The following is a 23,806-nucleotide window of genomic DNA, read 5'->3' as shown; positions in this document are numbered from 1 at the left end:
CTTGTCGGACGGGCCGCCCTTGAGGTGCGCCGCTCTATTCAGCCGGGCTCGATGCAAAGTCTGAAGGAAGAAAATCGAAATGGGATTCCAGCCAGCTCCGGATGAGTTGAAGCGCCGTGTCCGTGCCTTCATGGAGAAGAACCGCGGCAAGCTCTACCACAGCATACCCCACCCGGATTTTGCGGATCTGCCGGTCGCTCATGGCAATGAGCGCTTCGACATCCTGCGTCCGCACCTGGACCATCCGGGCGGAACCGTCCTCGACATTGGCACGCATTGGGGTCAGTTCGCGCACTGGCTCGAGGACCTCGGCTACCGGGTCACAGCGGTCGAGCACTCTCCCAACTTCGCCTACATTGCGCGGGGAATACGCGACATCTGTGGAAAGAAATTCGAGATCCTCGAGACCTCGGTCTTCAAGCTCGAAGACCTCTCCTACGACATCGTGCTCGCGCTCAACATATTCCATCACTTCCTGAAGACCGAAATCGGCTTCAACGACCTCGTCGCCCTGCTGCACCGGATGAAGGCGAAGACCATGTTCTTCCAGGCCCATGTGCCGACGGAAAAGCAGATGGAAGGCGCCTATCGCAACATGGAACAGGACGAATTCGTGGCGTTCGTGGCGAAGGAAGGCGGGTTCAAGAGCGTCGAGGAGATCGGACAGGACGGCAAGCGCAGGATCTTCAAGCTGTGCTGAGCAGCAGCGAGGACCTTCGCGTCGCCAGTACTGTCAGGACGATCCTGTCACTACCGGACAGCGTAGATCTCCTCCTCACAAGACGAACGGATGCAGTCTCGGGGGCAGGCCGCCGCTTCTTTCGTTCAGAAGCGAAGGGAACCGCCTTCCATGTGAAGGTCGGCGGTGTGTTACGTGATCCGTTGACCGATACGCTCGCGCGCCGGCTGAGCGAACTGAAGTGTGCATCCGTGCGATTTCCGAAGCTTTATGGCCGGCTGGACGACATCGAGGTCTGGGAATATCTCGACGGAGAAGCCAAGAGCCTCCATAAATATTCGCCGGCGGAGCTGAAAGCTCTCATGATGGCAGTCGCCGAGATCGAGGCGGCAGCATCCGACGTCGAACTGCCCGCCACCTACTGGATGAAGCCCGTCGGTCCGGCCCTGCGAAGGACGTCGAACGCATGGCCGGAATTGGCAGCATGGACCTCGCAGATAAAGCATCTAACCCGCTGGGATCCAGAGATTATCGGGCGATCCATCGGAGCCTGCCTGACCCACAATGACCTGCACAGCAACAACATCCTCGTTCGTCGAGGCGGCTTTAGCATAATCGATTGGGAAAGTGCGTCTCTGGGTGCACCCGGCGGCAGCTTGCGCGTGTTTGCGTCAGGTCCCGTTCAGCGAAGACGCCAAATCATCACATGGTACCTGCAGGGCAGGAAGCGATTTGGCCTGAAAGCCAATCCGGGTGACGTCGAATTTTCCATGAACGCGCATCAGGGTTATTGGGCGTTGCACATGGGCGGCCGTCAGAAGCGGATCGATCTCATTCACCGGGGGTGGGAGATTGTGCGACGACTTAAGTCAGCGAGTAGTGAGAGTCAGCAGCCGAGATAAGTACGGGTGGATGGCCAGGCGGGCTTGGGTTCTTCTTACCAGTCCGCTATCCCATCCCTTGTAATCGACTGTAAGTGCCCAGAAATCTTTCGGAAGCCCCGCATATTCCAGTATCTTGTTGGCATCTTCCGCCACCATTTCGATGAAGGTTTTGCGATCGCTATGTGATACGATGGGTTTTTTCGGCCGATTTCTCCGACTATCAGAGCGGCTGGCCTTGGGCACAGGCATGTTCACGATTTCCAAGCCGAGAAAACTCTGAACCTCCCTCAACATGGTCGGATCGTTTCCACGTTCGACGAAGGCTACCGACTTGATCTGAGCGTCTGGAAAATGGGCCCGGAAATTTGTTATCTGGCCGAAGAATAAGGCACGGTCCAATACCACCCGCCACTCGGTGAGAGCCTGCAGAAATGGAATCTCCATCCCCCGATTTTCTGCCGCCATGCGCCAGTTGGAAATCGCGCAGTCTATGGGGTTGCGTATGAGTTGGATGATTTTTGCATCCGGGTACGCCCGTGCGATGCGCAGCGCTGTGCTTCGCTTGTACGACGAAGCATAAGTTGGCGAGAAATCACCCGTCAGCCTGCCGGATGGAGCCTGCTTGTAGTTGTCGGCATACCATCCCCAGCCTTTATCCCAATTCTGGTCAAAGAATCGGGGCTCCTTCTTTGGAGGGGCATAGACTTGCGGGTGACGACGCATCGCGGCGTACAGACTTGTCGTACCGCATCGCGCAGGTCCGATCACGAAGAAATCCACCTTAGGCTTCATTATTGCCCCTCTGGCGTTTCGAATTCCAATAAGCGGCCGGCTACAGTTTGTGTAAACCGCTATTCAAAGCGCAAGCAACGGATCGGTTACTTCGTGGTCAGCAAACACATTACTTGAACCGTCTTCTACGGGTGCGCCGATCGAAACCCTAAAATGTACGGTTACAGGCAAAGTCAGCTTTGCCTGGGACCGCTAAGGTCGACAATCAACCGCATGCCCCAGCCACCTGCTCCAGACGATGCCGCCAGGTGTGATTTCGTTGGACGTGATCGGCGGCAGCGCGAGTCTGCTCGCGCTCGGCATGCGACAGACCTTCACGCGCGAGGCGCTCAAAAAGCGCTCTTGCCTCCTCTCCACTGTCCAGCACCCGGCAGAAATCGCCGAACAAACGCACGGCTGCCGGAGTGGGGTTTGTGACGGCGAAGCCGCCACAGGCGAGGATCTCGACCAGGCGTCTCGAGAAAGCCGTCGCAGACTGGTCGACAGTGTTGACGTTGATATTCACCACATGGCTTCGATAGACCTCGGCTGTACGCTCATGCCGAATGGCCTTCCGCACCTTGATCCACGGGCGATCCGGATAGCGGTACTTGTCGGGCCTGCGGCTGGAATTGCGGTCGTAGACGGTCAGTCCGATGGTTACGGCTGCTTCGAAGATCATGTCCTGCCAGGACCGCCGCCGCGGATGGATGTGGCGATCGTAGCTGCCGACAAATGAAGCGCGGCGAACAAGTTCCGTCGAACGGGGGAAGTGGATCGCCGGCTGCGCAGCGAACATCAGCACTTCGACCGGCACTTGATCAGACACGACGTCGCGGTAGCGTGGAATAGTGTTTTCGTCGACGGTGTAGATGCGGTCGAAATGCCGGGCTGAATCGACGAAGCGATGAAAGTGCGCGCCATCCTCGCGGTTCCAGAACACCGCCGGAATGTGCGCGTCGCGCGCCGCCTCGACTACTCGAGCGAGGCGAGCGTTGCTGCGCTTCGGATGATCCGGATAGGAGGCGATCTTGTAGCGCCAGCTGTTCCAGCGCCCCATCCATGCTGACTCCACGAAGAGGACATCCGGCTTCCACAGCTTGAGCACGAATGGATAGTTCCAGGGCGTGACATCCATCACGCGGCATTCGTGCGACAGGCAAACCCGAGTCTGCTCGTCCGAAATAAGTGCAAGCTTAAGTCGGGATTCCGGGTTCGGCACGGGCGATCTTTGGGCGTTGTGACATCCATGGCTTATAGGTCGACCAACATACGGTCAATATTGGCTCGAAGGAGTCCAGTTCAGCGTAAAGTACTAAGCCTTCCGCTTTTACACCTTCCGGATGGCGACGTCATTATACCCCATGCTCTGGAAGGAGAAGTAGACGAACTCCCATCCTTCCTTGAGGCAGAATTCATTCACGGCACGCGCAACACCGCAATGAGTCATCCCGATGGGAGACCAGACGGAGTAGTCGTTGAAAACAAGGTATCCACCCGCCTTCAGCTTGCTTTTCGCAGCCTCGAGATCTTGCTTGACAGCCTCATAGTAGTGATCGCCGTCGATATAGATCCAATCGAAATAGCGATCCTGAAATTCGGATAGTATTTCCGGTGGATCGCCGCCGTGCAACTCGCATTGGCCGGTGGCCACCGCGTCCTGGACGTTCTGGTAGTCGAGGCGCGTGAGATCCATGTGGATCAGGTGAAGGTGCTCCGGCTGCGCGATCTCCAGAATGACCCTCGAGAACTCGCCCTTGTCCACGCCCACCTCAGCAACAATACCGTTCTTCGGCATGCGCGAGATGATCTCGCGTCGGCTGCCGAGGAACCTGCAGTTCTCGACGAGGGAAGTCGGCAACTCCGGTGCGGGGTGGTGGTATCTGTTTCCTGCCTTGATATAGCCGACCATCTTGTCGCGAAACGCGCGCCTCGCGGCTTCGACTTCCTTCAGCAGTTCGCTAGAGTTCTCGGACGCCTGAGACATCGATTTCCCCCTTCCCGAAGATCATTCCCAGCAGCTTGACGAGGAACGCGTCCGTGTCGAAGCGTGAAACCCAGGCTTTCATCTCCTTGCCCAATTCGGGTAATTGACCGGACGAGGCGATCCTTACGACGTCGTCGGCCGCACTGGTCAGTTCGTTGTAAACAAATTGGCTCGGGAACAGGCTCTTCGCGCCCGGCCAATTGAAAACCAGTGGCACGCAGCCAGAGGCCATGCCTTCGATCACGCTCGTGTGACAGCCCTCCGAATCGGAGCTGGACAGAATGAAGCCGACCTCGCGGTACCATTCCTCCATGTCGCGACCCGGGCGATCGAAGATGACGCGCTCGGATAGCTCGGGATCGCTCATCAGTTGCCGGAACAGGTTCTCGTAGAGTCGTCGCTCGCCGCCGTCGGATTCCCATACCCAGCCGATGTCCCAGGGCATTGCGCTGCGCACCCGCAGCATCATGGAACTGTCCAGGCTGACCAGGCGCTTCATGAACTCCAGGGCCCGATCGAAGCGCTTGTGATGGAAGGGATTGATGCCGACCATGCCGATCGTTCTGGCCGCCCTCCGGTGCTTCGGCCGATCGAGTTCGGAGGCCTCGATGAATTGCGGGAACACCATGATGATCTCGGGCGGCACCCCGAACTGTTCCACGCAGATGTTCCGAAAGTGATCGCTTACCACAATCAGTTGGTCGACATTGCGCCAGTCGACGCGTGCCGGAAAATCGCGGAACGCCTCAAACCGGTGGAGCCGAATGATTAGGCGACAGCCCGGCCGCTTGTTGCGGCTGTGCCAGACCGCGTTCTCGCAGCACCACTCGCAGAACACGACGTCCGCATCATGCGCGAATGCTTGACGATCAATCTCAGGAACTTGAGTCGTCCGCCAGCGGTCGAACGACAGTTCGATGCTCGGAACGGAGCGCAGCCGGTGGATGATCCGGTCAAGGAATTTCAGATCGTGCCCGGCCACGAGCAGCTTTACCTGCTCCGCCACATTTCCGGCGATTCGTCGGACGTCGAGGTTGAGGAACCGCCGCATCGTCGGAATGGACAGGGCAATGTCGAAGCGAGCGGCTATGTTGCGGCAGGATTGTGTGAGTTCGTGGCGTTCCTCCTCGGTCATTAAAGACAGATGGCGGACGAGATCGAGCGCCTGATCAGGACTCTCGACGAAGAGCGGATAGTCTTTCCAAAACACCGCCTCGTTGATCGGCGTCCGGTTGATGATCGGAGGAACCCCGAGCGCGGCATATTCGAGCATCTTCGTGGAGATCTCGACGATGGAATCGTAGCGGGGAGAGCGCACGCACCAGGCGAAATCCCCCCTCTGCATCAGGGTCGCGATCTCCGAGTGGGGAACGTTGTCGCTGAAAGTGACGTTGGCGGGATCCGCGGCGCGGCGCGCGGCTTCCCAATCTGCCGGAAAATTTCTGTCTTCCTTGTGCCTCGTGAGCTTCCCGGCGATGAAGTCCACCTTCAGCCGCCTGCCCTCCGGCAGTTCGCATCCGGCAAGCTTCAGCAGGTCGAGGACGAGGTAGTCCTTGTCGATCTTGCCAGAATAGCTCAGCACTAGGTCCCGCGATGACGTCAGCATCAAGCCGGGCTGGAAAGATGCGGTGTCGATCATCGGCGGAACGACCGCGATGTTCCCACTGAACACACCTGCGAAGACTTCCAGCGCATTCTTCACGAAATGCGTCTGCGCGATGATCTTGACGTTGTCCCTCGCCAGTACATCCAGAAGCGGCTCCCCGCCCACGAGCAGGCTTTCGGATATGCCGGTCCAGTAGACGATCAGTCGACGTCGAAGCTGCGGATGGGTCGCCAACCGCGCTGCGAAGGCTGTTCCGCGGCACAATATGAAATCGAACTCGCCACAGCGGGCACGCGCACCAGCGACGGCATCTAGCAGATTGTCCTGGGTGATGATCTCGTCCGCAACCGCCTTGCCCAGGCAGTCAAAGGGCTCAAGCATGGTGGCATTCGAGATCGCCTCGATATCGCGGACTATGGGCGATTGGTTGGATTTCTGTTCCCGCGCAAGCACGACGATGTTCATGCCACTGCCCAAAAGCGACAGCAGCTTGATCATGTTCTTCATCCAGATGGTCGAGCCATCCACCTGGTTGATGCTGAGATCGGCAACTACGAGGATCCTCATGCCGAACTAGTCGCCTACGTAAGACAGCAGGGGAGCCAGGGAGTCATCCTCTCGAATGATTTCCACCCGGCCGCCCTTCGTGCGGACTATACTTCGAAGTTCGATGAACCTTTTGAAGCTTTGCATTTCGTCGAAGTCGAACAAGTTCCCCCAACCCGTTCCGGCAAGGTTCTGGTTGAGATAGACGCGTACCGTCGAGCCCTCCGATCGCGCGATCGTGTGTTCGAAGTTCTGCGGGGTGAGCGTCACTGCGCCGTCGACGGGATTGCCGAGCGAAGAGCCGATTGCGAAATGCTGCGGGCCAGGGGAGGTCGTTTCCACTGCCTGCAACTTCACATACGGATGGCACCACGCCTCCTCAGTACTGGTATGAGCCGCGGTAGCGGAAGGAGCACCGGAAGTTAACGGATTGGCGGGTTGCGCGCCGGGTTTCCTGCCGTGAGCCGCTTTCGACTTCTCGCGTCGCTTGGCTTCCAGATGAATTGCCACCAATGTTCGGGGGAGAGCGATTGCCGAAGACCATGACTTGAAGCCGTGTATCAAAGCATGGCCGAGTTGGTAGGAGATCGTGTTCCTTACCTTCGCCGCCTCCTGCTTGGTCTGGGCGTTCTCCCGGCGCAATTGCTCCAGGCTCAATCGAAGTTCCGCCTGAGTGTTTTCCGAGCTCAGCCGTTCGAGTTCCTTGCTGGCCTTTGCCAGCTTCTCCTGAAGAGAGGTGATGAGGGCCTGCTGCGACTTGATCGCGACGTCGCGTCTCCTCAATTCGGCGGTCAAGCGTTCGACCTGCTGCGGGGTGTCGCCGGTTTCGTCGGCGGCGCCGTCGATGGGATTGGACTCACCTTCGGATGCCACAGTCCGTCGTGCCCCTCTCACCAAGCCCCTTCAGCCGGCCGCCAAGGTCCGGAGATGCGCCACATGCGGCAAGCCGTCGGGACCGCGAAGTCCGACCGCATCGATGACCTGCAGGTCAGGCGGCAGCGTCTTTTCGGAAAGCTCGAAAAACTCCCGATGCTTGACCAGGACGAGCAGCAGGTCGGCGGCGTGCAGGGCCTGGTCCAGCGTCACCAGCCGAGCGTCGGCCAGCGATCCCGGCAGCGCCTCGATGTTCGGCTCGACGACGATTAGCCGTTCCCCGTGCTGCTGGTATAGAGCTTCGGCGATATGCAGGGCCGGGCTTTCGCGCAGATCATCGATATTGGGCTTGAACGCTAGGCCAAGCACGGCGATGATGGGCTTCGCTCCGTCACGAAGTTTTGCAAAGGTCTCTTCGGCCGCGGCGACTTTCGCCAGAAGCCATCCCGGCTTGGCGTCATTGACCTCGCGCGCTGCGCGGATCAGCTTGGCGGCATTCGGAGCGCCGGCAACGATGAACCATGGGTCGACGGCGATGCAGTGCCCTCCGACTCCCGCGCCGGGCTGCAGGATCTTCACGCGCGGGTGCCGATTGGCGAGGCTGATCATCTCCCACACATCGATCCCCAACTGATCACATATCACCGACAATTCGTTGGCATAGGCGATGTTGACATCGCGAAACGCATTCTCGGCGAGCTTGCACATTTCGGCGGTGCGGGCGTCGGTGATGACGCAGTCGCCCTTGACGAAGATCTTGTACAGGGACTTGGCGGCCAGGGCGCACCGGCGGGTCATGCCGCCGATGATTCGATCATTGATGATCAACTCGCGCATCACCTGGCCGGGCAGGACGCGTTCCGGACAATGGGCTATGCGGATGTCGGACTGTTCGCCGCGCTGGTGGGGGAAAGAGAGATCCGGCCGCTGCTCGGCCAGCCAGACGGCCATCTGTTCAGTCGCGCCGACAGGTGAGGTGGACTCGAGCACGACCAGATCGCCGTGCTTCAGGACCGGGGCAATGGCCCGACTCGCTTTCTCGATATAGGAGAGGTCGGGCTCATGATCCGCGCCCTTGAAGGGGGTCGGCACCGCGATCAGGAATGCATCGGCGGGCTCCGGCGTGAGGGTCGCCCTCAGCTTGCCACTTTTGACCGCCCGGTGCACTGCCTGGTCGAGATCCGGCTCAACTATGTGGATTTCGCCCCGGTTGATCGTCTCCACCGCTCGTTGATTGACATCCAGTCCGATCACGTCGACGCCATGCTCGGCAAAGGCGGTCGCCGTAGGCAATCCGATGTAGCCGAGGCCGACTACAGAGACCGTCTTGCCGATGGATGAATTGGGCATCGCCTTCTCCAAGCCTCAAACTGCGGGGGCATCTGCGTCATGTGAAGATGCCGAGAAACTCCCGTTGAGAAGCGTCTCGACGATGATCTGCGAAGCCCGTCCGTCTCCGAACGGATTCATGGTGTTGGCCATGGCGGCATACTGTCCGGCATCCGTGAGCAGTTCTCTGACGCCTGCCACGATGCGACCGCGGTCCGAGCCAACCAAGCGCGCCGTACCCGCCTCTATCGCCTCGGGCCGCTCGGTAGTGTCACGCATGACGAGCACAGGCTTGCCGAGGGAAGGGGCCTCTTCCTGGATGCCTCCCGAATCCGTCAGCACCAGGTATGAGCGATTCATCAGCCAGACGAAGGGCGCATATTCCTGCGGTGCGGTCAGGTGGACGTTCTCAAGGCCCGACAGGATCGCCTTCACCGGCCTCTGGACGTTGGGGTTGAGATGGACCGGATATACGAAGTCGACGTCCGGGAACTCGACGGCAAGATCGCGGATGGCCCTGCAGATGCTGTCGAAGCCGGCGCCGAAGTTTTCCCGGCGATGACCGGTGATCAGGATGAGTCGGGAAGCTTCGCGAAGGCCTGAAAACCGGTTCGTCATGGTCGAATGGATGACGGGATCGCTTTCGATGCGCTTGGTCATCCACAGCAAGGCGTCGATCACCGTGTTCCCCGTCACGCGAATACGATCCTTGGAAACCCCTTCCTTGAGCAGATTGACACGCGCCGTCGCAGTTGGAGCGAAATGCCATTGGGCAATGGTGCCGGTCAGCTTGCGATTGGCCTCCTCGGGCCAGGGCGAATAGATGTTTCCGGTTCGAAGGCCGGCTTCGACATGGGCGACAGGGATCTGGCGATAGAAGGCGGCGAGCGCCGCGCTGAAAGACGTCGTGGTATCGCCATGGACGAGGACGACATCAGGCTTGAACTCCTCGAGCACGCAATCAAGACCCCGCACCACCGATCCGGTGATGTCGTTCAGCGTCTGGTTCGGCCTCATGATGTCGAGGTCGTAATCGGGCACGACACCGAACAAGGCGAGCACCTGGTCAAGCATTTCACGGTGTTGTGCGGTTACGCAGAGCCGCGACTCCACCGATGGATTCTCCATCAGGCGCAAGACCAGCGGGCACATCTTGATTGCCTCTGGCCGAGTGCCGAAGACGGTCAGAATTCTCATGCGGCGACCATCGCCGTGGCCGCGAACGATCACCTCTGGATCGATGTCGGGGGCAAGGCGGTCGGGCTCTGACCACAAACTGCTCGGAGGGTGTTTCATGGAACTTCGCTGCCTCACGGAAGGCCGGTTGGCGAGCGAGGCGGGAAGGCATTTGCCAGTGGCCGATATCCCATGGTCAACCTGGCCCCCTCTCCCGCGAAATGGATTTCATCTCGCGCGACGCGGCGCGACGCGCAAGCGGCGAGCCACGGGTTCCGTCCCGATGGCATTGACCGCACCGTTTCAAGCAAGCACCCCCGTCATCCGGCAAATCGACCAGGACGCCTGACGGCACCCCCGATTACAGTCTAAGTGTACCTCTTCGTCAGACATCCGCGGCTCGGCCGCGAGATGCTGACACCAGTTTTGTCATCCAATTGTCATCGATCCGACCTACCATTTGAGCGGCCTCAACATCCAATTTGGATCCCCGAGTCGAGAGCCGCATCGCGCCCTCAGCGATACACGTCGATCGTGTTTGATAAGCTGTCTTTTGCTTGCTGTCAAAGAACAAGATAGCTCATACGAAGAACGGAAAGCTACAAAGCCTAGCAAAGATCGACCGTGCAATGCTTTTCCGTCAGCGCGAGGTGAATGGAAGTTGCTAACGTTTCTACCATCCTGGAGTCTGGTTCGCAGTTACAGCTAGCGCTTTGCTTCTATCAGGATTTCGAAGGAGCGTTTCCGGGCTGAGTGATCGAAGATCTGCGCAGTCACCATCAGCTCATCCGCGCCGGTTCTACCGATGAAGTCTTTCAAGCCCTGGCGCACTTTCTCGGGCGATCCGACGATCGAGCAGGACAGAGCCTGATCGAGCATGGCCCGGGCCATTGGATCGAGCTGTTCGTAGTATCCCTTCACCGGTGGGGGCAGCTTGCCGGGGCGGCCGCTGCGCAGGTTCACGAACGTCTGCTGCAATGAAGAAAACAGAAGCTGCGCCTGCTCATCCGTATCGGCTGCGAAAACGTTCAGGCCGAGCATGATTCGAGGCGACTGCAGGCGCTGCGATGGCTGGAAGCGAGCGCGGTAGATCTCCATCGCATGCTCCATTTCGGCGGGCGCGAAATGCGATGCGAACGCGTAGGGTAGGCCGAGAATGGCGGCAAGCTGGGCGCCGTAGGTGCTGGAGCCGAGGATCCAGACCTCGACCTCCTCGCCCTCGCCGGGCACGGCACGTATGCGCTGGTCCGGCTCAGCCGGCTGGAAGAAGCCCATCAGTTCAAGAACATCGTTGGGGAAGCTGTCCACGCCAGCTTCCAGATTGCGTCGCAGGGCGCGTGCCGTTGCCATGTCGGTTCCCGGTGCGCGGCCGAGGCCGAGGTCGATGCGTCCGGAATGCAAGGCAGCAAGCGTGCCGAACTGCTCGGCGATGACCAGCGGCGCGTGGTTGGGCAGCATGATGCCGCCCGCGCCGACGCGAATCGTACTTGTTCCGGCGGCGACATGGCCGATGACTACGGACGTCGCCGCGCTGGCGATCCCAGGCATATTGTGATGTTCGGCCAGCCAGTAGCGCTTGTAGCCCAGTCCTTCCGCGTGCCGGGCCAGGTCGAGCGTGTTCGCGAGCGACTGCGCGGCGGAACTCCCCTCCGGGACCGGGGACAGGTCAAGAACAGAAAGCTCGGTCATGGATTTCTCTCCGGAATGCTCTTGCGCGCTGAGCCGTATCGTGGGCGGAGAGGTCGGACAGAGCTGAGCCGGACGACCTGCTACCAGCGACGGCGAGATTCGCCATGGCCGCCCCAGTTCTCGGTCGATATAGGGAATGGTGTCGGGCAGCGCAAAGTCCGATCCGACCCGGGTCTAGCGCGGAGCTGTCTCAGGCAGCGTTTCCGTCTCAGCTTCGTCAAGCGTCTGGTGGGCAGCCAGGAAGTTGCCGACATGTCTCAGGCTGTCGAAGTGGTCACAAAAGACCTTGATCACCACCAGGATCGGCACGGCCAGAAGCGCACCTACGAACCCCCATAGCCACGACCAGAAGGCGACCGCGATGAAGATCGACACCGCGTTGATCTCGAGCCGGCGACCGACGACCAGGGGTGTGATGAACTGCCCCTCCAGCACATTGCAGAGCAGAACGAAGGCCGGCGCCGCCAATGCAAAATAGAGGGTATCGAAGCTGACGATGGAGATGGCCCCGACCAGCAGGATGTTCGCGGCCGCGCCGATGTAGGGCAGGAAATTGAGCAGCATGGCCGAAACGCCCCATAGGAGCGGCGTCGGCATGCCGATCGCCCAAAGACCCAGCCCAATCGCGACTCCCAGCCCGGCATTGATCAGCGTGATGGTGAGCAGGTAGCGCGAGACCTCCTGCTCCACGTCGTAGATGATTCGAAGGGCCCGCTTCTTCTCGCTGAGCCGGCCGAAGGACTGGATGATCTTCTCGTAGAAGAGCGGCCCGGACGCCAGCACGAAGAGCGACAGCACGAAGGTAACGGCGATCGTCGTGCCCGCCGACAGGAGGTTTCCCGCTGCTTGCGACACGATGCCGGGCTGGGCGACGACAACCTTCTCGACGCCGGGTTCGCTGACGGTGTCGGTGACCTGATCGACCTGGTTCGTGACGGCGATGAAGCGCTCGAATGGATGACGCAGTTCGCTCAGCTTCTCGCTCAGCTTGCGTCCAATCGAAGGGGCATCGTTGATGAGCGCGAGCACGGGACCGCTCAGCAAATAGCCGATGATCGCGATAGCGGCGACGGATACGAAGACGAGCAGGGTCGCCGACAGATATTCGGGCACCCCCTGTCGCCGAAGCAGGCGCACGATCGGGGTCAGCGTCAGCGCCAGCATGAAGGAGAGCATGACGGGCATGAAGAAGTCGCGCCCGTAATAGAGGGCGTAGACCAGCGCCAGCAGAAACACCCCAATCAGGACCATGCGGATGCGGCGCAGCTCAATCTCGCTGCGCGAAGGCTCCGGCATGTCGTCGCCGGATACCCCGTTCTGGACTGTCATGATGGACCCTCTTGGCAGGGTACCCGGCCAGCACCCGGCATCCCGGGCGATGAACGTTGCAGTTCGGGAGAAGTTCCGGTTAGACAGCCGGGCCGTTTACGACGCTGCCGTCGCCTTGCGCACCAGGGGCGCGACCTTCGTGCCGAACAGCTCGATCGCCTTCATCAGCTTGGCATGCGGCACCAGCCCGATGGCCATTTGGATCAGGAAACGGTCGTTCCGGAAGAGCTTGTGCATGGCCACGATCTTCTCCGCGACGACTTCAGGGTCTCCCACGAACAGAGCTCCGTGCGGTCCGCGCGACTGGTCGTAGTGGGCGCGGTTGGTCGGCCCCCAGCCACGCTCGCGGCCGATCCGGTTCATCACCTCGGCCTGGGGCTTGTAGAAGTCGTCCGCCGCCTGCTCCGTGGTTTCGCCGACGAAGCCATGCACGTTGAGGCTGGTCGGCAGCTTGTCCGGGTCGCGACCGGCCTTCGCCGCGGCTCGCCGATAGAGCTCGAAGAGCGGAGCGAATCGCCTTGGCTCGCCGCCGATGATAGCGAGCGCCAAAGGCAGCCCGAGCACGCCGGCGCGGGCGACGGAGTTCGGCGTGCCGCCGACCGCGAGCCAGATCGGGAGCTTTTCCTGGTACGGGCGCGGATAGACGCCGCGGTCCCGGATCGGGGGACGGAGCCGGCCCGACCAGGTGATCCGCTCCTCGTCGCGCAGCTTCAGGAGGAGATCGAGCTTTTCCGAGAAAAGCTCGTCGTAGTCGTCAAGATCGTAGCCGAACAGCGGGAAGGATTCGATGAAGGAGCCCCGCCCCGCCATGATCTCGGCGCGGCCGCCGGAAATCAGGTCGAGCGTGGCAAACTGCTGGAAGACCCGTACCGGGTCGTCGGAGGAGAGCACGGTGACGGCGCTGGTCAGCTTTATGCGCTTGGTGCGCTCGGCTGCTGCTGCCAGCGCCACGGCAGGTGTGGAGGATATGTAGTCGGGGCGGTGATGCTCGCCCAGGCCGAACACGTCGAGCCCCACCTGGTCGGCGAGCTCGATCTCCTCGATGAGGTTGCGCATCCGCTGGTGCGGGGAGATCTCCCGCGTCGCCGAAATCGGATCGAGATCGGCGAATGTGTAAAGGCCAAGTTCCATGGCGTCCGCTCGTTTGAGTTGTGGCCCGGAGATAGTTCAAGCGCAGCTTTGCGCCAGCCCTTCAAGAGTGAACAGTGCATTCGCCGGGCGAGATCGTTTCGCGCCTGCAACATGCGTCGTTTTCATGACAGGTGTGCGGATTTGCGGCTTGATATCGGGCAAATCCTGAGTATGTAAGCGGCGCGTATCGACTGACACATCGAAGGCGACCATTGGCAGTATATAGGGAAAAAGACATCTTCGAACGCCGTAACGCGGCGAACGAAGCGAAGAGAGCTTTGCTCGAACGGTTCAAGGCTCGACCGGCAGAGGATGATCCGCGCGTTCTGGCCAGAAAGGCGGAGCGTCAGGCTATCCTCGAGGCGCGCGCCAAGCGCGAGGCTGAACGGGAAAGGCTGCGCAAGGAGCGCGAGGCTCTCGAGGCGGCCGAGCGTGCTCGCCGCGAGGCCGAGGAAGCGGAGCGCCGCCGGCAAGAGGAAGAGCGGCTGGCCGCAGAGGCTTTGGTGCGCGAGCAGCAGGAAGTTGAGCGCATCGCTCAGGAGCTTGCTCTCGAGGCCGAGCGCAAGGCAAAGCGCGACGCGCGCTACGCCGCACGCAAGAGCAAGCGCGGCCGCGGCTAGACTCCCCTCAAGGGGGAGTTCCAGAACCATCCGAAACGGCGGCGGAGCTACGGCTCCGGCGCCTTTTGGTGTTGGGGCCGGGGTGAGGAGGCATGTCCATGCTGCTCGGTGAGGAGGGCAGGTTGAAGCGAGCGCGGCCCGCTCACAGCGAGCCGCTGCCCCATGGCCCATGGAATGCGCCCGGCTCGTCCACCCGCTCGAACCCGTGAGCGCCGAAGAAGTCGCGCTGCGCCTGCAGGAGGTTCGAGGTGCCGCGGCCCTGCCGGTAGAGGTCGAAATAGCCAAGCGCCGACGATAGCGCCGGGACCGGAAGCCCGGCTTCCGAGGCGCCGGCGATGACCCGGCGCAGCGACGGGTGAGCGCCCTTCATCATCTCCACGAAGGCCGGCGCCATCAGAAGGTTGGCGACCTTCTCGCCGGTGAAGGCTTCTGCCAGCGTGCCCAGGAACTGCGAGCGGATGATGCAGCCGGCCCGCCAGATCTTGGCGACCGTGGGCAGCGGGATGTCCCAGGAAAACTCGCGCGAAGCCGCGTCCATGACGGCGAAGCCCTGCGCATAAGCCGCAATCTTGCCGGCGAAGAGCGCGAGCTCGAGGTCGGCCAGGAGGGCCTGCCTGTCACCGGTGAACTGGTTTGTCGTCTGCGTGCCATAGGCCTTCTCGGCCGCCAGCCGCTCGTCGCGCATCGAGGAGAGCACGCGCGCCGCGACCGCAGCCTCTATTGCCGTGGCCGGGACACCCAGCATCTGCGCCTCGATCACCGACCATTTGCCGGTTCCCTTCTGGCCGGCCCGGTCGAGGATCATGTCGACCATCGGCCTGCCGGTCTTCGGGTCGTCTGCGGCAAGCACCTTCGCCGTGATCTCGATGAGGTATGAGTTGAGCCGCCCCTCGTTCCAGCGCGCGAAGATTTCGCCGATCTCCTTCGGCGCCATGCCCACCCCGTCGCGCAGGATGCCGTAGATCTCGGCGATCATTTGCATGTCGGCATATTCGATGCCGTTGTGGATGGTCTTGACGAAATGGCCGGCGCCGTTCGGTCCCATCAGGGCGGCGCAGGGCTCGCCATGATACTTGGCCGAGATGTCGAGCAGCACCTTCTCGATGCGCCGGTAGGACTGCTCTGTGCCGCCCACCATGATCGAGGGGCCGTGCCGCGCGCCTTCCTCGCCGCCCGAGACGCCCATGCCGATGAAGGTGAGCCCCGAGCCCTCGAGTTCGGCGAAACGGCGCATCGTGTCGCGGAAATTGGCGTTGCCTGCGTCAATGATGATGTCGCCGGCCGAAAGCACGCGGCGCAGCAGCGCGATCTGCTCGTCGACCGGCGTGCCGGCGACCGTCATGATGATGACAGGGCGGGGCGGCTCGATTGCTTCGGCCAGCGCCTCGATGGTCTCGCAGGGCACCACCATGTCGCGCAGAGGACCTGCATTGGCGGCGAACTCCTCGGTCCGCGCCATCGTGCGGTTGTAGACGGCGATCCTGTGCCCCTTTTCGGCGATGTTCAGCGCCAGGTTGGAGCCCATGGTGCCGAGGCCGATCAGACCGATTTCCGCCTTGCTCATGGTGTCATCTCCTATAGGGCTGGTTGCCGAGTGATCCGAAGCTTTGACGCTGTCTGCCGCCACGGTCAACGGGAGAGCCGGTCGCGGCGAGCCGCGATTTCTTTCGACGTTCCGGCCGAGCGAGCGCAGCGAAGCGCGTATCGGAAGCCATTCCGTAACCTTCCACCGACCCGGAATGGATCCCGGATCTCACCAGGCGCTCCGCTGCTGCTACGCCCGGGATGACCTGCGGATGGGTGGCTGCACCAGATTAGCGAACGAGCGCCCATCTAAGCATTTGTGCCTACCCGCGCCTCTTGCGCCCATACAATTCCAGCCTGTGGTGGACGATGTCGTAGCCCAATCGCTTGGCAATCTCGTCCTGGAGCTGCTCGATCCGTTCCGAGTGAAACTCGATGACGTCACCCGTCTCGATATCGATCAGGTGATCGTGATGCTCTTCGCCGGCCCGCTCGAAGCGCGACGGGCCGCCCTCGAACGCATGGCGCTGGATCGCGCCCTTTTCCTCCAGCAGCTTCATTGTGCGATAGACCGTAGACAGCGAGATGGCCGGATCGATCGCGACAGCGCGGCGAAAAATCTCCAGCGCGTCCGGATGGTCCTCCATGCCCGATAAAATCCCGAGAATCACCTTGCGCGGACGGGTTATGCGGATCCCCTGCCGACGCAACGCCTTCTCATGATCGGGCTTGTTCTTCTTCTGCTTCGCCATGGCGCGACTATGCGCCAGATGACACCCAGTTGCAAACAAGGCGTGCTCCACTAGAGCCCGTCAGACCCAGCAGGAACAATCGGTTGACCGAAGGAGCTTCGCGAGCGGGAGGCGAGTAATCAGCCCGCGGCCGGAGAGCCTGGCTGCTCCTCCTCGAACATCTCGGCGGCAACGTCGCCGTTCGCAGAAAGCCGGACCTTGTTGCCCTCCACTTCGGCGATGAGAGCGCCAGGGAGATAGTGATGGTGCCCCCGATGGCCGCCTTCGCCGCTGTCGGCGCGGGTCAGCTTGATGCGGTCGCCCTCGACCCTGTCGACCGTCCCGACATGTACCCCGTCGGCCCCGATTATTTCCATGTGCTCGCGCACGCTGCTCAGGTCAGCCATAACCATTCTCCGCTGGTTGGAACCACCTAAACGCACATGACGCCACTAGGATGCACGGCATCCTCAGGCTTGAGGTCGGATCCTGCCGGGCGGCTGTCGAGCGCGCGCCGAATCGCAGTTGCAAACGATTTGCAGTTGCATTGACAGCCATCGACCCCATCCCTATGTTGACCCTCGAGAATCGGGGGACATAACTGCCATGCATCGTCGCACGCTTCTGGCCCTCTTTCTCAGTATTCCTCTGCTTGCCGCATGCTCGGACGAGCCTGGACGGGCCGAGGCGGGCGGAAAGATGGTCGTCGTGACCACCTTCACTGTTCTGGCCGACATGGCCCGCAATGTCGCAGGGGACGCCGCTACGGTCGTTTCAATCACCAAGCCCGGCGCCGAGATTCACAACTACCAGCCCACGCCCGGCGACCTGATCGAGGCGCAGAAGGCCGACCTGATCCTGTGGAACGGTCTCAATCTCGAACTCTGGTTCGAGAAATTCTTCAGCAATCTGGAAGAAGTTCCGAGCGCCGTGCTCTCAGATGGCGTCGTGCCTATGAGCATCTCTGAAGGCCCCTACTCGGGCAAGGCCAACCCCCACGCCTGGATGTCGCCTGAAGCCGGCGTGATCTACGTTGAGAACATCCGCAAGGCGCTCGCCCAGCACGATCCGAAGAATGCCGGGACCTACGCCGCCAACGCCAAGGCCTATGTGGAGAAAATCCATGCCACGGTGGAGCCCGCGCGGGCGGCAATCGGCTCGATCCCCGACGAGCGGCGCTGGCTGGTCACCAGCGAGGGGGCCTTCTCCTACCTGGCTCGTGATCTCGGCCTGAAGGAGCTTTATCTCTGGCCGATCAACGCCGACCAGCAGGGGACTCCGCAGCAGGTCCGCAAAGTCATAGATGCGGTACGGGCAAACCGGATTACGGCTGTCTTCTCCGAAAGCACGGTTTCGGCCGATCCGGCCCAGCAGGTTGCGCGCGAGACGGGCGCGAAATATGGCGGGGTGCTCTACGTGGATTCTCTGAGCGACCCCGGCGGGTCCGTTCCGGCCTATCTCGACATGCTGCGCGTAACCACGCAGACCGTCGCCAAGGCGCTGGCGCAATGACGGCGCCGAGGCCTCGAAAGGGCCTGACGCCAGCCAACCAAGCCGACGGTATCGCCGTCGAGCAGGTAACCGTCACCTATCGCAACGGTCACACTGCGCTCAGGGACGCCAGCTTCGCCATTCCCCGCGGCACGATCACCGCTCTGGTGGGTGTAAACGGCAGCGGCAAGTCGACGCTGTTCAAGGCGATCATGGGATTCGTCCCCCTCGCGGCCGGGCGCGTCAGCATTCTCGGCAAACCTGCCGAGGAGGCGCTTCGGCGCAACGAGGTCGCCTATGTGCCGCAGAGCGAGGATGTCGACTGGAACTTCCCCGTCCTGGTCGAAGACGTCGTGATGATGGGCCGCTACGGCCACATGAATTTTCTGCGCATCCCTCGCGCGGCCGACCGCGAGGCGGTGGAGCACGCACTGGCGCGGGTGGGCATGGCGGATTTCCGCAAGCGCCAGATCGGCGAGCTTTCCGGAGGCCAGAAAAAGCGCGTGTTCCTTGCCCGTGCGCTCGCGCAGGACGCGCACATCATCCTCCTCGACGAGCCGTTCACCGGCGTCGATGTCCGGACAGAGGAGGCCATCATCACGCTGCTTCGCGCATTGCGCGGGGAGGGCCGCGTGATGCTGGTCTCGACCCACAATCTCGGCAGCGTGCCGCGTTTCTGCGACCGGGCGGTGCTGATCAACCGCACCGTCCTGGCGTACGGGCCGACGGCGGAGGTGTTCACCCACGCCAACCTGGAGCATGCCTTCGGCGGCGTCCTGCGCCAGTACACACTGGGCGGCGCCGAGCTTCACGACGATGCCGACCCGCGCCGCGTCACCGTGCTCACGGACGACGAGCGGCCCTTCGTCATCTACGACCGCGGCGCCGACCGGCGCGACGAGTCGGACGGCGGGGAAGGTGGCAGGTGATCGAGACCCTGCTCGAGCCCTTCGCGTACGGCTACATGGTGAATGCCATGTGGGTGTCGGCGCTGGTCGGCGGCGTCTGCGCCTTCCTCTCCGCCTATTTGATGCTGAAGGGCTGGTCGCTGATCGGCGATGCGCTCTCGCATTCGATCGTGCCGGGCGTGGCCGGCGCCTACATGCTCGGCCTTCCCTTCTCGTTGGGCGCCTTCATCGCGGGAGGGCTCGCGGCCGGCGCCATGCTGTTCCTCAACCAGCGCACGAAGCTCAAGGAAGACGCCATTATCGGCCTTATCTTCACCTCCTTCTTCGGCCTCGGCCTGTTCATGGTGTCGCTGTCGCCTACCTCCGTGAACATCCAGACCATCGTGCTCGGCAACATTTTGGCAGTCACCCCGGGCGATACGCTGCAGCTTGTCCTGATCGGCGGCATTTCGCTCGCCATCCTGCTAGTCAAATGGAAGGACCTGATGGTCGTCTTCTTCGACGAGAATCATGCCCGCACGATCGGTCTCAATCCCGACCTGCTAAAGGTCCTCTTCTTCACGCTGCTGTCCGCCTGCACCGTCGCCGCGTTGCAGACGGTGGGAGCCTTCCTGGTGATCGCGATGGTGGTCACCCCGGGCGCGACCGCCTACCTACTCACCGACCGTTTCCCGCGGCTGATCTGCATAAGCGTCGCCATCGGCACGCTCACCAGCCTTGTCGGCGCCTATGCGAGCTATTTCCTCGACGGGGCGACGGGAGGGATCATCGTCGTCCTGCAGACGCTGGTCTTCCTCACCGCCTTCGTCTTCGCACCCAAGCACGGCATGCTTGCTGCGCGGAGGAAGGCGCGGGAAGCGCTGAGGGAGGGATTGTGACCGACCTCCTCCAGCCCTTCCAGTTCGGCTTCATGCAGCAGGCTTTTGCCATCGCACTGCTGGTCGCCGTGCCGATGGCGCTTCTGTCCTGCTTCCTCGTGCTCAAGGGCTGGTCGCTGATGGGCGACGCCATCAGCCATGCGGTGCTGCCAGGCGTCGTGCTCGCCTACCTGGCGGGCATCCCGCTCGCCGTCGGCGCGTTCGCAGCGGGCATGGTCTGCGCGCTCGGCACCGGTTTCCTCAAGGAGAACAGCCGGGTCAAGGAGGACACGGTGATGGGCGTGGTGTTCTCCGGCATGTTCGGCCTGGGCATCGTGCTCTACACCAAGATCCAGTCCGACATGCATCTCGACCATATCTTGTTCGGCGACATGCTTGGCATCACCTGGGGCGATGTCGCCCAGAGCGGCATCGTCGCGGCGATTTCCGCTGGGCTCGTGCTTTCCTTCCGCCGCGACCTGCTGCTGCACGCTTTCGATCCGCAGCATGCGCGCGCCGTCGGCCTGCCGGTTCGCCTGCTTCACTACGGGCTGCTCGCGGTGCTCTCGCTCACAATCGTCGGGGCGCTGAAGGCGGTCGGCATCATCCTGGCGATCGCCATGCTCATCGGCCCAGGCGCCATCGCCTTCCTGCTCACCAGCCGCTTCGATCGCATGCTGATGACCGCGGTAGCTGTGTCTGCAACCGCCTCCATGCTCGGCGTGTATCTGAGCTTCTTCCTGAACTCGGCGCCGGCGCCCACCATCGTGCTGCTGATGAGCATCGGCTTTGTCGGCGCCTTTCTTTATTCGCGTATCACCATCGCCCGCGCGGAGCGGAAGGTCGTCAACGCCGGAGTGTGAGGCTCACGAGCTAACGACAAGCGGGCGGACTTCCCGTCGAGAGCCCGCGCGCGTTGGTTCGCACGACCTAAACGCGCGTGGGGCGAGCAAGGTGCACGGCACCCTCGGTGCTGGCATCCGACCAAGCGGCGGAGGGGAATGGAACGCCCGAAGCTCATCAGTTGCAAACGATTTGCATTTGCATTGACAAGTTGGCGTTCTCCGGCTACAAACCGGCCATCCTAGGGAACGAACCCCAGGGTGATCACATGGACTTTCGCGCAACCTCCCCTGACCAGGGCTGGCGCCAAACCCGCGGCGAGCCTTCGCTGTCGGATGTCCACCGCTCGATCGCGGTTCATGCGGGCAAGTCCCAGTGGCGGAAGGCCGCTGCTTTCGTCGGCCCCGGCTATCTGGTCGCAGTCGGCTACATGGACCCGGGAAACTGGGCGACCTCGCTCGCCGGCGGCTCCAAGTTCGGCTACACCCTTCTGTCGGTGGCGCTGGTCTCCAACATCATGGCCATCGTGCTGCAATCGCTGTGCGCGCGACTGGCCATCGCCTCCGGCCGCGACCTTGCACAGGCCTGCCGCGACGCCTTCCCACAGCTTGTGGCCTACGGCTTGTGGCTGCTTGCCGAGATCGCCATCATCGCGACCGACATAGCCGAGGTGATCGGCACCGCCATCGGCCTCAATCTCATCTTCGGCGTTCCGCTGGAGATCGGCGTCGTCATCACCGCGCTCGACGTGTTCCTGATTCTCTACCTCCAGCGGCTCGGCTTCCGCTGGGTGGAAGCGCTGATCATATCGCTTCTGGGCGTAATCGCCGCCTGCTTTGCGATCCAGATCGCGCTGGCCGACCCGGACTGGGGTGGCGTGATCCGCGGCTTCGCGCCGACGACCGAGATCGTCGCCAATCCGGAGATGCTCTATCTCGCGCTCGGCATCCTTGGCGCCACGGTGATGCCGCACAACCTCTATCTCCATTCGGGCATCGTCCAGACCCGCGCCTATGGAAACAGCCTTCCCGAGAAGCGGCAGGCGCTGAGATACGCGACCATCGATTCGACCGCGGCGTTGATGTTCGCGCTCCTTGTCAACGCCTCGATCCTCATCCTGGCGGCTGCCACCTTCAACGCATCCGGTCGGACTGAGATTGCGGAACTGGGCGAAGCCCACAGCCTGCTTGCGCCGATCCTCGGCCTGGCGATTGCGCCCACGCTGTTTGGCCTTGCCCTGCTCTGCTGCGGGATCAATTCGACGGTCACGGCGACGCTGGCCGGACAGATCGTCATGGAGGGATTCCTGGACATCCGGCTGCCGCCCTGGTTGCGCCGGCTGATCACCCGCGCCATCGCCATCATCCCGGCGGCGATCGTGACGATCTGGTACGGCGAGAGCGGCACCGCGCACCTGCTCATCCTCACGCAGGTGGTCCTCAGCCTGCAACTCTCCTTCGCCGTGTTCCCGCTGGTCATGTTCACGGCAAGCAAGGCCAAGATGGGCGCGCTGGTGGCGCCAGGCTGGCTGGTCGCCTTCGCCGGCTTCATTGCGGTCGTCATTGCCCTGCTCAACGTGAAGCTGCTGTTCGATTTCTTCGTGGGTTAGCCGACGGCGCCTGTAAGAACCCCACCACAAATGCAGGCGGGCTCCCTCTCGGGAGCCCGCCGCACGAAGGCGCCGGACGGGAGGATGGGGTCAGGCCGCCTTCGCCTGGATGCGCGGGCGCGCGTAGGACAACCCGTTCGCGTCGAAGATGTGCAGGCGGCCCGCGTCGGCCGAAAGCCGCATCGTCTCGCCGCGGGTGACATGGGCCGAGCCCGGCAGCTTGGCGACGATCGGCTGGTTTTCCCGGCCGATGTCGACATAGACGAGTTGCACCTCGCCGAGTTGCTCGATGTAGTCCACCCGGCCCTCGAACAGCGGCTCGCCTGCGGCAGCGATCCCAAGATCCTCCGGCCGCACGCCAAAACTGATCGCCGCCCCCGCGGCTTCCGGCGGCGTGGAGACGGGTACGCTGATCCTGCGCCCCGATACCTCGACGAGGCTGGTCACGCCCGGCTTCATGATCGTCGCCGGCAGCATGTTCATCGCCGGCGAGCCGATGAACTGGGCGACGAACAGGTTGCCGGGATGCTGGTAGAGCTCCATCGGCGTGCCGACCTGCTCGATGCGGCCGTCCTTCAGCACGACGATGCGGTCGGCGAGTGTCATCGCCTCCACCTGGTCGTGGGTGACGTAGATCATCGTCGTGTTCGGCATCGATTCCTTCAGCTTGGCGATCTCGATGCGGGTCGCCACGCGCAGCGCTGCGTCCAGGTTCGACAGCGGCTCGTCGAACAGGAACACTTTTGGATTGCGCACGATGGCGCGGCCGATGGCGACGCGCTGGCGCTGGCCGCCGGACATGGCCTTCGGCAATCGGTCGAGCAGCTTTGTCAGTTGCAGGATCTCCGCGGCCGCTCGCACCCGCTTGTCGATCTCCTGCCTGCTTTCGCGCGCGATGCGCATCGAGAACGCCATGTTGTCGTAGACGGTCATGTGCGGATAGAGCGCGTAGGACTGGAAGACCATGGCGATGCCGCGCTTCGACGGCGGCACGTCGTTCATCATCTGCCCGTCGATCTCCAGCGCGCCGGAGGTGATCTCCTCCAGCCCCGCTATGGTGCGCAAAAGCGTCGACTTCCCGCAGCCCGACGGTCCGACGAAGACGATGAACTCGCCCGACTGGATGTCGAGATCGATGCCGTGAAGGGTGTACAGGTTGCCGTATGCCTTCTTGATGTTCCTGAGCGTCAGATCGGCCATGTCTTCCCTCCCATACGACCGTT

The 23,806-nt window shown here is 62.1% G+C and carries 22 protein-coding genes; 8 read left to right on the top strand and 14 right to left on the bottom strand.

The window, feature by feature from the left end:
- Positions 1-79 precede the first annotated feature (79 nt).
- Both HUI96_RS09950 and HUI96_RS09945 read left to right on the top strand, forming a co-directional pair.
- Positions 80-700 (top strand): class I SAM-dependent methyltransferase, encoded by a 621-nt coding sequence (locus tag HUI96_RS09950; RefSeq protein ID WP_188254486.1) that lies wholly within the window; start codon positions 80-82, stop codon positions 698-700.
- On the top strand, positions 694-1,581 hold the full coding sequence (locus HUI96_RS09945) for a phosphotransferase (RefSeq protein ID WP_188254485.1): 888 nt from the start codon (positions 694-696) through the stop codon (positions 1,579-1,581). Before HUI96_RS09950 ends, HUI96_RS09945 begins: the two co-directional genes overlap by 7 nt.
- On the opposite strand, the gene HUI96_RS09940 is transcribed toward HUI96_RS09945, so the two are convergent.
- The 10 genes from HUI96_RS09940 to HUI96_RS09895 all read right to left on the bottom strand — a co-directional run bounded on the left by HUI96_RS09940 (position 1,549) and on the right by HUI96_RS09895 (position 14,000).
- Positions 1,549-2,355, bottom strand: coding sequence for a sulfotransferase family protein (locus tag HUI96_RS09940; protein WP_188254484.1), 807 nt, complete (start codon positions 2,353-2,355; stop codon positions 1,549-1,551). The genes HUI96_RS09945 and HUI96_RS09940 overlap by 33 nt on opposite strands.
- Positions 2,356-2,560: 205 nt before the next feature.
- A complete protein-coding gene (locus tag HUI96_RS09935; RefSeq protein ID WP_188254483.1) occupies positions 2,561-3,472 on the bottom strand; it encodes a CgeB family protein in 912 nt (303 codons plus the stop codon).
- Positions 3,473-3,664: 192 nt separating this feature from the next.
- Positions 3,665-4,321 carry a class I SAM-dependent methyltransferase gene (locus HUI96_RS09930; protein WP_188254482.1) on the bottom strand — a complete coding sequence of 219 codons (657 nt, stop codon included), beginning with the start codon at positions 4,319-4,321 and terminating at the stop codon, positions 3,665-3,667.
- A complete protein-coding gene (locus HUI96_RS09925; RefSeq protein ID WP_188254481.1) occupies positions 4,296-6,494 on the bottom strand; it encodes a glycosyltransferase in 2,199 nt (732 codons plus the stop codon). Before HUI96_RS09925 ends, HUI96_RS09930 begins: the two co-directional genes overlap by 26 nt.
- A gap of 6 nt (positions 6,495-6,500) precedes the next feature.
- Positions 6,501-7,346, bottom strand: a complete 846-nt coding sequence (locus tag HUI96_RS09920) for a hypothetical protein (RefSeq protein ID WP_188254480.1) — start codon at positions 7,344-7,346, stop codon at positions 6,501-6,503.
- 30 nt (positions 7,347-7,376) lie between these two features.
- Positions 7,377-8,696, bottom strand: a complete 1,320-nt coding sequence (gene wecC, locus HUI96_RS09915) for a UDP-N-acetyl-D-mannosamine dehydrogenase (protein WP_188254479.1) — start codon at positions 8,694-8,696, stop codon at positions 7,377-7,379.
- Positions 8,697-8,711: 15 nt separating this feature from the next.
- Positions 8,712-9,971, bottom strand: a complete 1,260-nt coding sequence (gene wecB, locus HUI96_RS09910) for a non-hydrolyzing UDP-N-acetylglucosamine 2-epimerase (RefSeq protein WP_337918195.1) — start codon at positions 9,969-9,971, stop codon at positions 8,712-8,714.
- A 585-nt stretch (positions 9,972-10,556) separates the two neighbouring features.
- Positions 10,557-11,540 carry an LLM class flavin-dependent oxidoreductase gene (locus HUI96_RS09905; protein WP_188254478.1) on the bottom strand — a complete coding sequence of 328 codons (984 nt, stop codon included), beginning with the start codon at positions 11,538-11,540 and terminating at the stop codon, positions 10,557-10,559.
- 174 nt (positions 11,541-11,714) lie between these two features.
- A complete protein-coding gene (locus HUI96_RS09900; RefSeq protein WP_188254477.1) occupies positions 11,715-12,869 on the bottom strand; it encodes an AI-2E family transporter in 1,155 nt (384 codons plus the stop codon).
- 96 nt (positions 12,870-12,965) lie between these two features.
- Complete coding sequence (locus HUI96_RS09895) at positions 12,966-14,000, bottom strand: LLM class flavin-dependent oxidoreductase (RefSeq protein ID WP_188254476.1); 1,035 nt, start codon at positions 13,998-14,000, stop codon at positions 12,966-12,968.
- 212 nt (positions 14,001-14,212) lie between these two features.
- Between HUI96_RS09895 and HUI96_RS09890 the strand changes: the two genes are divergently transcribed.
- On the top strand, positions 14,213-14,620 hold the full coding sequence (locus tag HUI96_RS09890) for a DUF6481 family protein (RefSeq protein ID WP_188254475.1): 408 nt from the start codon (positions 14,213-14,215) through the stop codon (positions 14,618-14,620).
- Between the two features lie 142 nt (positions 14,621-14,762).
- On the opposite strand, the gene gndA is transcribed toward HUI96_RS09890, so the two are convergent.
- The 3 genes from gndA to HUI96_RS09875 all read right to left on the bottom strand — a co-directional run bounded on the left by gndA (position 14,763) and on the right by HUI96_RS09875 (position 17,282).
- Complete coding sequence (gndA, locus tag HUI96_RS09885) at positions 14,763-16,184, bottom strand: NADP-dependent phosphogluconate dehydrogenase (protein WP_188254474.1); 1,422 nt, start codon at positions 16,182-16,184, stop codon at positions 14,763-14,765.
- Positions 16,185-16,467: 283 nt separating this feature from the next.
- A complete protein-coding gene (locus HUI96_RS09880; protein ID WP_188254473.1) occupies positions 16,468-16,896 on the bottom strand; it encodes a Fur family transcriptional regulator in 429 nt (142 codons plus the stop codon).
- Between the two features lie 119 nt (positions 16,897-17,015).
- Positions 17,016-17,282 carry a DUF2171 domain-containing protein gene (locus HUI96_RS09875; RefSeq protein WP_188254472.1) on the bottom strand — a complete coding sequence of 89 codons (267 nt, stop codon included), beginning with the start codon at positions 17,280-17,282 and terminating at the stop codon, positions 17,016-17,018.
- Positions 17,283-17,481: 199 nt separating this feature from the next.
- Between HUI96_RS09875 and HUI96_RS09870 the strand changes: the two genes are divergently transcribed.
- The 5 genes from HUI96_RS09870 (at position 17,482) to HUI96_RS09850 (ending at position 22,583) form a co-directional block, all read left to right on the top strand.
- Positions 17,482-18,387: a metal ABC transporter substrate-binding protein gene (locus HUI96_RS09870; protein WP_188254471.1), complete on the top strand. Its 906-nt coding sequence runs from the start codon at positions 17,482-17,484 to the stop codon at positions 18,385-18,387.
- Entirely contained in the window at positions 18,384-19,295 is a 912-nt protein-coding gene (locus tag HUI96_RS09865; RefSeq protein ID WP_188254470.1) for a manganese/iron ABC transporter ATP-binding protein, read from the top strand. Before HUI96_RS09870 ends, HUI96_RS09865 begins: the two co-directional genes overlap by 4 nt.
- Positions 19,292-20,152 (top strand): metal ABC transporter permease, encoded by an 861-nt coding sequence (locus tag HUI96_RS09860; protein ID WP_337918193.1) that lies wholly within the window; start codon positions 19,292-19,294, stop codon positions 20,150-20,152. The genes HUI96_RS09865 and HUI96_RS09860 overlap by 4 nt, the downstream gene beginning before the upstream one ends.
- Before the next feature lie 32 nt (positions 20,153-20,184).
- Positions 20,185-20,994, top strand: coding sequence for a metal ABC transporter permease (locus tag HUI96_RS09855; protein WP_188254597.1), 810 nt, complete (start codon positions 20,185-20,187; stop codon positions 20,992-20,994).
- 248 nt (positions 20,995-21,242) lie between these two features.
- Positions 21,243-22,583 (top strand): Nramp family divalent metal transporter, encoded by a 1,341-nt coding sequence (locus tag HUI96_RS09850; protein WP_188254469.1) that lies wholly within the window; start codon positions 21,243-21,245, stop codon positions 22,581-22,583.
- Positions 22,584-22,673: 90 nt separating this feature from the next.
- On the opposite strand, the gene HUI96_RS09845 is transcribed toward HUI96_RS09850, so the two are convergent.
- The gene (locus HUI96_RS09845) at positions 22,674-23,783 is read right to left on the bottom strand and encodes an ABC transporter ATP-binding protein (RefSeq protein ID WP_188254468.1); all 1,110 of its coding nucleotides are present in this window, start codon (positions 23,781-23,783) and stop codon (positions 22,674-22,676) included.
- Positions 23,784-23,806: the final 23 nt, after the last annotated feature.

Origin of the sequence: Pseudaminobacter soli (ex Zhang et al. 2022), assembly GCF_014595955.1 — a bacterium.
In the GTDB taxonomy this organism is placed as follows: Bacteria; Pseudomonadota; Alphaproteobacteria; order Rhizobiales; family Rhizobiaceae; genus Kumtagia; species Kumtagia pseudosoli.
Note: the sequence above shows the minus strand (reverse complement) of the source record. Positions and strands in the feature narration are given on the sequence as shown.